This is a genomic window from Rhizobium sophoriradicis (assembly GCF_003939025.1).
Lineage (GTDB): Bacteria > Pseudomonadota > Alphaproteobacteria > Rhizobiales > Rhizobiaceae > Rhizobium > Rhizobium sophoriradicis.
Map to the genome: position 1 here is coordinate 264,888 of NZ_RQIH01000001.1, position 12,285 is coordinate 277,172.

Annotated in this window: 13 protein-coding genes; 5 read left to right on the forward strand and 8 right to left on the reverse strand. The window is 61.6% G+C overall.

Annotation, left to right across the window (positions count from 1 at the left end; translation table 11 throughout):
- Nucleotides 1–281: 281 nt before the first annotated feature.
- The 7 genes from EFR00_RS01345 to EFR00_RS01375 form a co-directional block, all read right to left on the reverse strand.
- Nucleotides 282–620, reverse strand: coding sequence for a hypothetical protein (locus EFR00_RS01345; RefSeq protein ID WP_009994201.1), 339 nt, complete (start codon nt 618–620; stop codon nt 282–284).
- 94 nt (nt 621–714) lie between these two features.
- Entirely contained in the window at nt 715–1,812 is a 1,098-nt protein-coding gene (locus EFR00_RS01350; RefSeq protein ID WP_040113040.1) for an ABC transporter substrate-binding protein, read from the reverse strand.
- Nucleotides 1,813–1,862: 50 nt separating this feature from the next.
- On the reverse strand, nt 1,863–2,903 hold the full coding sequence (locus EFR00_RS01355) for an ABC transporter permease (RefSeq protein WP_040113039.1): 1,041 nt from the start codon (nt 2,901–2,903) through the stop codon (nt 1,863–1,865).
- An 18-nt stretch (nt 2,904–2,921) separates the two neighbouring features.
- Nucleotides 2,922–4,418: a sugar ABC transporter ATP-binding protein gene (locus EFR00_RS01360; protein ID WP_077994266.1), complete on the reverse strand. Its 1,497-nt coding sequence runs from the start codon at nt 4,416–4,418 to the stop codon at nt 2,922–2,924.
- A 101-nt stretch (nt 4,419–4,519) separates the two neighbouring features.
- Nucleotides 4,520–5,413 carry an NAD(P)-dependent oxidoreductase gene (locus tag EFR00_RS01365; protein WP_077994265.1) on the reverse strand — a complete coding sequence of 298 codons (894 nt, stop codon included), beginning with the start codon at nt 5,411–5,413 and terminating at the stop codon, nt 4,520–4,522.
- The gene (locus EFR00_RS01370; RefSeq protein ID WP_077994263.1) at nt 5,403–5,957 is read right to left on the reverse strand and encodes a gluconokinase; all 555 of its coding nucleotides are present in this window, start codon (nt 5,955–5,957) and stop codon (nt 5,403–5,405) included. Before EFR00_RS01370 ends, EFR00_RS01365 begins: the two co-directional genes overlap by 11 nt.
- 13 nt (nt 5,958–5,970) lie before the next feature.
- Entirely contained in the window at nt 5,971–6,735 is a 765-nt protein-coding gene (locus EFR00_RS01375; protein ID WP_077994261.1) for an SDR family oxidoreductase, read from the reverse strand.
- A gap of 133 nt (nt 6,736–6,868) precedes the next feature.
- Between EFR00_RS01375 and EFR00_RS01380 the strand changes: the two genes are divergently transcribed.
- Nucleotides 6,869–7,810: a 2-hydroxyacid dehydrogenase gene (locus tag EFR00_RS01380; protein ID WP_077994259.1), complete on the forward strand. Its 942-nt coding sequence runs from the start codon at nt 6,869–6,871 to the stop codon at nt 7,808–7,810.
- Nucleotides 7,811–7,820: 10 nt separating this feature from the next.
- Nucleotides 7,821–8,852 (forward strand): L-idonate 5-dehydrogenase, encoded by a 1,032-nt coding sequence (locus EFR00_RS01385; RefSeq protein ID WP_077994258.1) that lies wholly within the window; start codon nt 7,821–7,823, stop codon nt 8,850–8,852.
- An 11-nt stretch (nt 8,853–8,863) separates the two neighbouring features.
- Here the strand turns inward: EFR00_RS01385 and EFR00_RS01390 are convergent, their stop codons facing one another.
- Nucleotides 8,864–9,934, reverse strand: a complete 1,071-nt coding sequence (locus tag EFR00_RS01390; protein WP_040113032.1) for a LacI family DNA-binding transcriptional regulator — start codon at nt 9,932–9,934, stop codon at nt 8,864–8,866.
- A 176-nt stretch (nt 9,935–10,110) separates the two neighbouring features.
- On the opposite strand from EFR00_RS01390, the gene EFR00_RS01395 reads away from it, so the two are divergent.
- The 3 genes from EFR00_RS01395 to EFR00_RS01405 all read left to right on the forward strand — a co-directional run bounded on the left by EFR00_RS01395 (nt 10,111) and on the right by EFR00_RS01405 (nt 12,278).
- Entirely contained in the window at nt 10,111–11,037 is a 927-nt protein-coding gene (locus EFR00_RS01395) for an SMP-30/gluconolactonase/LRE family protein (protein WP_077994257.1), read from the forward strand.
- A gap of 186 nt (nt 11,038–11,223) precedes the next feature.
- Entirely contained in the window at nt 11,224–11,685 is a 462-nt protein-coding gene (locus EFR00_RS01400) for a mobile mystery protein A (protein ID WP_040113030.1), read from the forward strand.
- Entirely contained in the window at nt 11,682–12,278 is a 597-nt protein-coding gene (locus EFR00_RS01405) for a mobile mystery protein B (protein WP_040143095.1), read from the forward strand. Before EFR00_RS01400 ends, EFR00_RS01405 begins: the two co-directional genes overlap by 4 nt.
- Nucleotides 12,279–12,285: the final 7 nt, after the last annotated feature.

Here is a 12,285-nt window from a genome sequence, read left to right on the forward strand (position 1 = left end):
GGAACGCCGAACGGAAATTTCGAATCACTTCGGATTCACTGCAGGAGCACGGACGATGCTTGGCGGCGGCACTACGGCGCCAAGAATTCCGGCCAGAGCCAATGCGCGGCAGGGACCTGACATCCTTTGCACTTGGCATTGCGGCCCGCTGCAACGACCAACACCGCGTCATCGAGCTCTGACCTCCGGATCGGAAATCTTATGAAAAAGCACCTGAGACGATGTGTCCAAGGCGCTGAAGGTGTTTGGTTCAGCCGGTTGAGCCGCGGGGATCAGCTACATCAGGCGATCTGCGGCGGGTATTCGCTGGCCGAAAATACGTGATGGTGCACCTTGCCCGTGAAGAGCTTCAGCAGCTCCCCCGTCACCTCGCGGCTCTCCGAGCGCACATTGGAGCGCAGCGCCATATCGACCGCCTCCATGTCGGGATAACGAATGGCGAGCGCCATGGCATAGACCGGAGCACCCTCGTCGCGCTCCACCCCGTCCAGCACCCGTATTTCCTCCGCACCCGGAAATTGCGTCCAGAGAGGAACGAGCTGCTGTCTCACAAAGTCGCGGAATTCCTCTTCCCGACCGGGATGGATTTCGCCCTCAAACAAAGCGTAACGAATGATCATAGGTTCTCTCTTCCAAAACTCGCAGGAGCTGGATCGTTAGTGATGTGATGTCAGGGATCAGGGCGTACCGGTTGATACGCCCTGCTTGAAAGGCCTATTTGCCCCAGATCTTCTTGTATTGATCGCGATAGCCATTATCGGGATCGAAGCTGTTCTTCGGTCCGCCGTCGAACTCGACATTCTCACTGGTCACCACGTGCAACGGCGAGACATAGCCCGACCACGGAGCACCGGCAAAGGCGCGGTTCAATTCATCGACGAGCTGCCAGCCCTGCAAATTGAGCGGCTCGGCCACCGTGACGGCCTGGTACTGCTTGGCACGGATACGCTGATAGGCGCTCTCCGAGCCGTCACCGGCCGCGACATTCACCGGCTTGCCGTCGCCGGCAATGCCGGCCGAGGCAAGCGACGGGCCCATGAAGTCGTAGTAGAGGTCGTTGATCGCCAGCGAATGCGTCCACTTGGCGCCGTACTTCTGCAGCAGCGAGGTGGTCAGCTGCGGCATGCGCTGGGAGGTTTCGGCGATCGGCGTGTCGACATATTCGAGCACGGTGCCGCCGAGATCTTCGATCTCCTTCTTCATGCGGTCGGCCTTGGCGATCGCGATCGCATAGGTGGAGTCGGTGAAGATGATGACGCCCGGCTTGCCGCCGGCATCGGCGAAGGCCCAATCGGCCGCAGACTTCGAGACTTCCATCGCGTCGGTGGTCACATTGGCGAATACGCCGACCTCAGGAACCGGGCCGACCGCCGAAGCGGCGTGCCAGGAAACCATCGGAATGCCGGCGGCCTTCGCCGCTTCCATCGCAGGCTTCTGCTCGACGGCGTCGAAGCCGTTGATGATGATGCCATCGGGCTTCAGCGCCATGGCCTGGCCGAAAGCCGCTGTGCGTCCGCCGATCGAACCGGCGCCGTCCAGCGCCTTCACCGTCCAGCCCAATGCGCCTGCCGCTTCCTGAACGCCGTTGACGACGCCGAGGATGCCGCCGTTCTTCATATCGGCAGCAAGAATGACGATGTTCTTGCCGGTGGCGCCCTTCGGGCCGCTCGTCGGGCCATCCCAGGCGCTCACCTTGGACGCATATTTCTCGACCACGGCCTTGGCGTCAGCCATCGAATCCGCCATCGCCGGCATGCTCAGCATGAGGGCGACGGTTGCGACCGTTGCCTGCATCAAAGTCCTGCGCTTCATGTTCACTCCTCCATTTTGTTTGTTCTGGAATGCCGGATGAGCCGGCATCCTCATTTGGATGCGGGTGTGATCCTCCTCACAGCTCCGCGCTTGCGCTGGGCATAACCTGCTATGCCGATGGCAATCAGCAGTGTCACGCCGTTGAACAGCGGTTCGACGAAGAACGACCCGCCGAATTGCTGAATTCCCGATATGCCGACCGCCAGGATGATGACGCCGATCAGGGTCCCCCAGACGTTCACCCGTCCCGGCTTGATCGTCGTTGACCCGAGGAAGGCGCCGACAAGTGCCGGCAGCAGATATTCGAGGCCGACGCTCGCCTGGCCGATGCGCAGCTTCGAGGCGAGAAGGACGCCGGTCAACGCTGCCAGCAGGCCCGAGGTGACGAAGGCGCCGATCACGAATTTGCGGACGGGAATGCCATTGAGGGCCGCAGCCTTGGGATTGGCGCCGATGGCATAGAGATAACGGCCGATCGGCAGGTATTCGAGGACGATCCACATGCAGATCGCGATCAGCAGCACATAGAAGCCGGTGATTGGCAGGCCGAAGAGCATGGTGCCGTTCAGCGCATAAAAACCGTCCGGCAGGACACCGACCACCTGCCGGCCGCCGGTGTGCCAGAGGGCAAGCGCGTAAAGAACCGTTCCGGTGCCGAGCGTGGCGATGAAGCTGTCGATCTTGGCGACTTCGACGAGCAGGCCGTTGATGAAGCCTGTGAGGACGCCGAGCGCGAGAACGATGACGACCGCGACCGGCCAGGGCAGGCTGTAGGCCGTCTGCAGGCTGATGGCGAGAATATGCCAGAGCACGATGCCGTAGCCGACGGTCAGATCGATGCGGCCCGATGCCATCGGGATCATTGCGGCCAGCGACAGAAGCGCGATGATCGCCTTGTCGGAGACGATCGAGCGGACGTTCAGCACGGTCGGGAACGTATCGGGCAGGAGGATCGAGAAGAGCACGATCAGGCCGGCGGTCAGGATGACCAGACCGTAAACCGGGATCAGGCGTCCGATCTTCTGGCCGGTGGACAGGCCGGCCATTTCGCTCTTGGTCGGCTCCAGCGCGGTGGATTCTATGGATTGCATGGCTGTTCTCCCGATGGCTCAAGCCGCTTCCGACGCGGAGGCGGCGGTGATGACCGCCTCCGTCGTCAGGGCGCTTCCGCTCAGTTCGCTGACAATTTTGCCGCGCGAGAAAACCAGCGCGCGGTGGCAGATATGGGCGATTTCCTCGAAATCCGTCGAGACCACGACGACCGCGAGACCGGCTTCCAGCGCCTGGGTGATCAGGCGGTAGATTTCGGCGCGCGCGCCGATGTCGACGCCGGCGGTCGGGTCTTCGGCGACCAGCAGCTTGCGGCCGGTGGCCAGCCAGCGGCCGACGACCACCTTCTGCTGGTTGCCGCCGGACAGCGCCTCCACCGGCAGATCCGGATCGTTCGGCCTGAGGCCGACGGAATGGCCGATCGCATGGGCAAGATCGGCTTCGCCACGCGGCGACAGGAAGGAGAAAATCCCGCGGCCGACGGCGCCCGGATTGAGATAGGTATTTTCCCGAATTGACAGCGACAGTGCGACGGATTCCTCCGTCCGGTCGCGGGCAATCAGACCGATGCCCGAGGCCATGGCCTGCCGCGGGCTGGAAAGATCCGGCGCCTCGCCATGCAGCAGAACCGAGCCGTTGAAGGGCTCGCAGCCGAACAGCGCCCGGCCGATCCGTTCCTGGCCGGCGCCGCGCAATCCGACCAGTCCAAGCAGCTCACCCTCGCGGATATCGAAGGATATCGGGCTCGTGCCGGCACAGACGACGTCGCGAACCTCGACGATCGCCTTGCCGGGCTTGATCTCGGCCTTGGAAAAGAGGCTGTCGCCGCTGCGGCCGATGATCATCGTCACCAGTTCGTCCGGGGTGGTCTCGCTGACCGGCTTCTGCCCGACCATGCATCCGTCGCGCAGCACGGCAACGCGATCGGCGATGCGGAAGATCTCGTCGAGCCTGTGGGAGACATAGATCATGCCGACGCCGCGCTCTTTCAGGGGGCGGATGGCGTTGAACAGCCGATCGACTTCATCGGCCGGAAGGCTCGCCGTCGGCTCGTCGAGCACCAGAACGTCGGCTTCGACGGCAAGCGCGCGGGCAATGGCGACGAGCGATTTTTCGGTGCGCGACAGGGCCGAGACCCGCGTCGTCGGATCGAAGTCGCAGCCGACGAGCTTCAGCGCTTCCTTGGACCGCGCCTGCGTCCTGTTCCAATCGATGAGACCGCTTCGCATCGAGAAGCCTTGCGACAGACCCATATTCTCGCCGACCGTCATCCACTCGATCAGACCGAGATCCTGATGGATGAAGGCGACCGGCTGCCGCTCGTTCGGCTTCGGCGGGCGATGATGGTAGCTCTGGCCGCGAAAAAGGATGTCGCCATGATCGGGCTTGTAGATGCCGGCAAGCGTCTTGATCAGCGTCGATTTGCCGGCGCCGTTTTCGCCCAGCAGTGCAAGGATCTCGCCCTCGCGCAGATCGATCGACACGTCACGCAGCGCCTGCGTGCCGCCGAAGCTCTTGGTGATCGATTGGAACTCCAGCAGTCTCTTGGCTTCCACTGTGGCTCCTCCCAAAGCTGCAGCTCTTATAAACATATGTTATCGATAACATTCATCGGTAGTCAAGCGGAAAGTGGCAATTCCCACTCCGCAAGATGAGGTCAGCCGGCGCGAAATCCGTCGAGGAGATGCATCATCTCGGCGGAGTCCTTCGGCCCAAGGCCGGCGGCGCACAGCAGGCGGTGAATCTCCACCACCACACCCGTCATCGGCAGCGGCGTGTTGGTCTTCAGCGCAAAGGCCTGAAGCGAGTCCAGGTCCTTCAGCATGTTGTCGATCCGGCCCGTCGGCGAGAAATCCCGGGCGGCGAATTTTGCCATGAATTCCTGCAATATCCGGCTGTCCGCTCGGCCGCCGGCAAGGGCTGCCGGAATTGCGGCGGGATCGACGCCGCCAGCTTCGGCGAGTTTGACGGCTTCGGCGACCGCCTGAAACAGCACGGCGCAGAATAGCTGATTAATCAGCTTGGTGGTCTGCCCGGCGCCGGAGGCGCCCATCAGCGTATAATTGGCGGCAAGATGCCGCATCACCACGCGCGCCCGCTCGAAATCCTCGGGGCTGCCACCGGCCATGATCGTCAATTTGCCGCCGAGCGCGCCGGGCACGCCGCCCGAAAGCGGGCAATCCACCCATGCCATGCCCGTTTCCGAACGCAGCCGCTTCGCCATATCTGCCGTTTCGGAGGGGTCGATGGAGGACATGTCGATCAGCAGCTTGTCGGCGCTGGCCGCCGCCGCAACGCCCTTCTCGCCGAAAACGACAGCGCGGACGATGCTGGCGTGATTGAGACTGAGCACGCAGAATTGCGAGGCGGAGACCGCCTCCTCCACGGAAGCAGCTGCGCGAGCCCCCTTGGCTTCCAGCGCCGCAACCTTTTCGGCATCAAGATCGAAGACCGTTACTTTGTGCCCGGTCTCAATCAATCGCGTGATAATCGCCGTGCCCATGATGCCGGCACCGATGACGGCGACGTCTGCTCTATAATCATCCTGCATGAAACCCTCCGTTGACGGCCGCGCCTCTCAGCTCCTCACAAGCCAGCGCCACCATATCATCCAAAGCCATATCGATCGTCACAGTGACCACACCGGCTTCACCGGTGGGCGGTTCCAGCGTCTGCAGCTGGCTATCGAGCAGCGACGCCGGCATGAAATGGCCCTGACGGGCCTGCATCCGCGACAGCAGCAGATCGCGCGACCCCTCCAGGAAAACAAAGGCGAGGCGCCCGCCTGCCGCCTGCCTCAACCTCTCCCGATAGATTCTCTTCAGCGCCGAACACGAGATCACCAATCCTTGCGACGCGTCTTGCGCGGCCTTTATTTCCACGCCGATCCGGTCGAGCCACGGCAGGCGGTCATCATCGGTGAGCGGTATGCCCTTCGCCATCTTCTCGACATTTGCCGCAGGGTGGAGTTGGTCGCCCTCCACAAACCGCATGCCGTTTCGAGCGGCGATGCCCTCGCCGACCGAGGACTTGCCGCAACCGCTGACACCCATGACCAGGACGGCCAGAGACGGCGCTTCTTTCTCGAGCTCCATCGTCGCGTCTCTGTCAGAGGCAGGTGGTGATGCCGCCATCGACATAAAGCGTGTGGCCGTTGATGAAAGACGAGCCTCGGCCTGAGAGGAAAACGGCGGCACCGACCAGTTCCTCGACATTGCCCCAGCGACCGGCCGGCGTCCGCTTCTCGAGCCAGGACGAGAATTCGGGATTGTCGACAAGCGCCTGGTTGAGCGGCGTCTTGAAGTAACCCGGCGCAATCGCATTGATCTGCAGGCCGTGCTTGGCCCAGTCGGCGCACATGCCGCGCGTCAGGTTGCGCACGGCGCCCTTGGTCGCCGTATAAGGGGCGATGCCGGGACGGGCCAGTTCGCTCTGAACCGAGGCGATGTTGATGATCTTGCCCTGACCACGAGCGATCATGGCTTTGGCGGCCGCCTGGCCGACGTAAAATACGCTCGAAATATTAGTGGTCAGCAAAAGCTCCCATTTGTCCGCCGGAAAATCCTCCAGAGGTGTGCGAAACTGCATGCCGGCATTGTTGATCAGGATGTCGAGCGGCCCGATATCGGCCTCAATCGCATCGATGCCCGCTTTGGCGGCGTCCTTGCTGGTCACATCGAAGATGGCCGCATGGGCCGACAGGCCTTGAGCCTTGAGGGTCTCGACGGCGCGTTTGACGCTTTCGGGCGTGCGGCCGTTGATGACGACCTCAGCGCCATGCTGCGCCAGGCCCTCGGCCAGCGCATAACCGATCCCCTGGCTGGAGCCGGTGATCAGGGCAAGCCGTCCGGTCAGATCAAACAAGTTCTTCATGCAAATAACTCCTCCGGTGTCGCTGCGAATGACGGCTTATACCGCCACTTCAGGTGAAACTCACTTGACATCGCTTGTCCGGATTATATGTTATCGATAACATAATCAACTGTCAAAATGCGGCGGAGACGGAATGCCTGAAGTAGAGATCTTGATGACCGGAGCCTATCCGGAATGGGATATGGTCGATCTGGAGGCGAAGTATCGCGTTCACCGCCTGTGGGAAGCGACAAACCGGCAAGAACTGATCACAAGGGTCGGCAAGGATATTCGCGCCATCGCGACGCGCGGTGAAATCGGCGCCTCCGCCGAGCTGATGAAGCAATTGCCGAAGCTGGAGATCGTCTCTTGCTATGGCGTCGGCACCGATGCCATCGACCTCTCCCATGCCCGGGTCAACGGCATTCGCGTCACCAATACCCCCGATGTGCTGACCCAGGACGTCGCCGACATCGCCATCGGCCTGCTGCTTGCCACGGCGCGGCAGATTCCGGAGGCCGATGGTTTCGTCCGCGCCGGCCGGTGGGGCAATGTCGCCATGCCGCTGGTGACCCGGGTCTCCGGCAAGAAGGTTGGGCTCGCCGGCATGGGGCGGATCGGCAAGGCAATCGCCAGGCGGGCCGCCGCTTTCGGCTGCGACATCGCTTATTTCGCCCGCAATGAACACGCGGATGTCGCCTATGCCTACCAGCCGGACCTGGTCGCACTTGCCGATTGGGCCGATTTCCTGATCGTCATCGTCCCGGGCGGGCAGGCGACGATGAAGATCATCAATGCCGAAGTGCTGAAAGCGCTCGGTCCCAACGGCATGTTGATCAATGTTTCTCGCGGGACCACGGTCGATGAAGAGGCGCTGATCGCGGCCCTGCAGAACGGCACCATTCAGGCTGCCGGCCTCGACGTCTTCCTCAACGAACCGAAGATCGATGCGCGTTTCCTGACGCTTCAAAACGTGGTGTTGCAGCCCCATCACGGCTCCGGTACCGTCGAAACCCGCAAGGCCATGGGTCAGCTGGTCAGAGACAATCTCGCGGCGCATTTTGCCGGCAACCCGCTTCCAACTCCCGTCGTGTGAGGGTTTCGCTATGAAAGCCATCGTCATTCATGCCGCCAAGGATCTCAGGATCGAGGAGCGCCAGCCGGAGGTTGCCGGAGAGGGGCAGGTTGAGATTGCCATCGAAGCCGGCGGCATCTGCGGCTCCGACCTGCATTATTACAATCATGGCGGCTTCGGCACTGTGCGCCTGCGCGAGCCGATGATCCTCGGCCATGAGATCGCCGGCACGGTCAAGGCGCTGGGCGCCGGTGTGAGCGATCTTGCCGTCGGAGACCGGGTAGCGGTGTCTCCGAGCCGGCCGTGCAATCATTGCCAATATTGCCTGAAGGGACAGCAGAACCACTGCCTGAACATGCGGTTTTACGGCAGCGCCATGCCAATGCCGCATATTCAGGGCGGTTTTCGCCAGCGGCTGGTGGCGGAGCGCTGGCAGTGCCACAAGGTTGCCGACGGCATTTCCATTCACGAAGCGGCCTTCGCCGAACCCTTTGCCGTGACGCTGCATGCCGCCAGCCGCGCCGGATCACTGCTGGGCAAACGGGTGCTCGTCACCGGCTGCGGCCCGATCGGCATGCTGGCGATCGTTGCTGCGCGCGTTCTCGGCGCCCGCGAAATCGTCGCGACCGATGTGACCGACAGCGTTCTGGCGATCGCCCGCACCAGCGGTGCGGATCGAACGATCAATGTCGCGACGCATGCCGCCGACCTCGCCGCCTACGGCGCCGACAAGGGATATTTCGACCTCATGTTCGAAGCATCGGGCAATGAGCGGGCGGTGCGCGCCGGTCTGGAAGTGCTGAAGCCCCGTGCCGTTCTCGTGCAGCTCGGCCTTGGCGGCGATGTCTCCATCCCGCAGAACATGATCGTCGCCAAGGAAATCGAGATGCGCGGAACATTCCGCTTTCACGAGGAATTTGCGCTTGCCGTCGAGCTGATCAACGCGCGACGCGTCGATCTGAAGCCGCTGCTGACAGGTGTCTTTAAGATCGATGAGGCCGTCACCGCCTTTGAATTGGCAAGCGACCGCAGCAAGTCGATGAAAGTCCAGATCGCCTTCTGACAAGGCACGGATTACCGGGCGCTTCGATCCGTGCTCTCGCGCAACACGACCCTATAGCCGGTCAGTATGATCTCGTCGCCGGTCGCCTCGCCGCCCGCCTGCAGGGCATCGAGCAGGCGGACGGCGGCCTGACGGCCGATGCCGTAACAGTCGACATTGATCGTGGTGATGCTAGGATGACAGATCGACGAGATCTCGTAGTCGCCGAAACCGGCAATGGCGATATCTTCAGGCACGCGCATTCCCCTGCGCTTGCATTCCATGATCGCACCGAAGGCCGAAAGGTCGGAGACGCAGAGAACGACTTCCGTGTCCGGCCAGCGCTCCAGGAGGCTCATCACCGCCTGGCCGCCCTGTTCCATGGTGATCGGCGGCACACCGAAGGAAATCGCCCGGCCCGGTCCGAATCCCAGTTCGTCGACGGTCTTTAAAAACCCGCTTCGTCGCTGGCTGCCGCGCGTATCGCGCGCCGTCGTTCCGCCGATATAGCCGAACCGCCGATAGCCCTGACTTGCAAGCGTCCGCACCAGCAGCGACATCGCCTCGCTGTTGGAAAAGCCGACGACGTGATTGATCGGCTCTTCCGGAATTTCCCAGGTTTCAACCACCGGAATGCCGGCCTTATCAAGCATCCGCCGCGCCCGGTCGGTATGCGAACCGCCTGTCAGAATGATGCCCTCGGGGCGCCGGCGCAGCATCGCCTCGATCAGCTTTTCCTCTTTCTCGGCGGCATAGTCGGTATAGCCGAGAAGAAGCTGAAGGCCGGTATTCTCCAACGCATCGGTGATCCCGCGGGCGGTGTCGGAGAAGTTCGAATTGTTGATGGAAGGCACGAGCGCCGCGATGAAGCCGCTGCGCCGCGAGGAAAGGCTGCCGGCCGAGAGATCGATGACGTAACCGAGCGCATCGACCGCTTCCATGATGCGCTTGCGCGTCTCTTCGGAAACGCTCGCATCCTGGCGAAAGGCGCGCGAAACGGTCATGGCGGAGACGCCGACATATTTGGCGACTTCAGCCATTGTCAGCTTCTGGGCGTCTCCTCCCTTGGGACGTTTGTCTTTTGGCTCATCCTCGTTTTTCACTGGTCCCGCCCTTAAACAGCTACCGAGTTGGCAATTGAGGATACGATAAAGTTATCGCTATCATCGCACAATGGATATTATTGCTGGAGTGCCGCGTTCCACAGTCCATTGCTCTGTACGTAGGACACAAAACAGGACAAAATGGTATCGATAACAATCTGACGCGAGGAGGCATCATGTTCGGGGAAATCGAGGGTACGGGGTTCGAGGTTCTCGACCCGCGCTTTGAACACTGCTTCGTCGGCCATGCCCGCGTCGAGCGGCTTTGGACGGGCGGCCGCTGGCTGGAGGGGCCGGCCTGGTTTGCCGCTGGGCGCTACCTGATCTTCTCCGATATCCCCAACAACCGCATCATGCGCTACGACGATACCAGCGGGGAAACATCTGTCTTCCGCTCGCCCAGCAACAACTCCAACGGCAACACGGTCGACAATCGGGGCCGGCTGATCACCTGCGAACATCTGACGCGCCGCGTCACGCGAACGGATTTCGACGGCGGGATTACCGTGCTGGCCGATCGGATTGCCGGCAAACGGCTCAATTCGCCCAACGACGTCACAGTCAAATCCGATGGCACCGTCTGGTTCACCGACCCGAGCTACGGCATCCTCCACGATTATGAGGGAGACTACGGCGAAGAGGAAATCGGCGGATGCCACGTCTACCGGCATGATCCGGCAACAGGCGCAACCGATCGGATGACTTCGGATTTCATCAAGCCGAACGGGCTGGCTTTTTGTCCCGACGAAACAGTGCTTTATGTCGCCGACACCGGCGGGACGCACCTATCCGGCGGTCCGCGCCATATCAGGAAGCTCGCCGTGTCCGATGATGGCAAGCTGAGCGACCTCGGCATTTTTGCCGAATGCACCGCGGGGCTTTTCGATGGTTTCCGCGTCGACCGGAAGGGAAGGATATGGACGAGCGCCGGCGACGGTGTGCACTGCTATGATCCAGATGGCACGCTGATCGGCAAGATCCATATTCCCGAGATCGTCTCCAATGTCGCTTTCGGCGGCGAGAAACGAAACCGCCTCTTCATCACCGCAACCACGTCGCTCTACGCCGTGTATCTCACGGCCAACGGGTCAAGACTGGGATAGCGCGCGCATCGTCCCGTTCTTGAGTGGGGCTTGACAACGGAATCAGCCCACGACTCTGATAAATGCACATCTTACTCATGCTATAAGCTGATTCCTATGCATTGCTTATCAGCCTATAAACTGATATTTACCTGCGTTAAATCAGCCTGTGATATGATTTTGTTGTCAGGGCAAGAGGTGTGAGTGATGAAGGGCGAGGTGCGAAAACGAGCGCGAAAACGGCTTGATGAACGCCTTAGAGCGCTACAGCCTGCGGAAAACTTCAGAGCGCCCCCCAAAGGTTGGGTTCGCGCATTGCGCGACGCACTCGGCATGACCGGAGCCCAACTCGGCTCCCGGATGGGGATCCGGCCGCAGACAGTGGAAACGATCGAGAAGTCGGAGGCATCAGGAACGATCCAGCTTGGCACCTTGCGCCGCGCAGCCGAGGCGCTCGACTGCACCCTCGTTTACGCACTGGTCCCGAATACGTCACTCGAGATTTCGCTCAATGAACGGGCGAGAAAGATCGCGTTGCGCGAACTTCAGCGGGTCGCGCATACGATGCGCCTGGAGGCGCAGGGAACCAATGACGCCGATCTTGAGTCCCGTATCCAGGCCTACATCCGTGACCAGCTTTCCGAGCGCGATCTCTGGTCAGAGAAATGACCGACCTCTTCCAGGAACCCGAGGACGCAACACCGCTTGAACCGCAGGAACGCGAGGGCCTGCTTCAGAGCTGGATCACGCATCGAAACGACCTCAACGAGGCCGAACAGGAAAACATCGTCAAGGGCGCAGCCTGGGTCCGCGGACGACGTCACATGTCGGTCGACAGGATGCTGACGGAAGACTTCATGCGCACATTGCACCGACGCATGTTCGGCGAGGTTTGGCAATGGGCAGGTCGCTTCCGGGCGACGGAGCGTAACATTGGTATTCAGGCTTACCGCATCCCGGTCGAGCTCGCGGCTTTGCTTGCCGACGTGCGATACTGGATCGAGCATGAGACCTTCGCGACGGACGAGATCGCAATCCGTTTCCACCATCGTCTGGTCGCCATCCACCCGTTCCCAAACGGCAACGGGCGTCATGCGCGGCTGGCAGCCGATCTTCTCGTGGAAAGACTGGACGAAGAGCCCTTCAGTTGGGGGAGCGGGCGCCTCGGCGACATGGGCGAGCTGCGCAGGCGCTATGTCGCGGCGCTTCAGGCCGCCGACAATCACGACATCGGTCCCCTTCTCGAATTTGCCCGCAGCTGAACGCAAA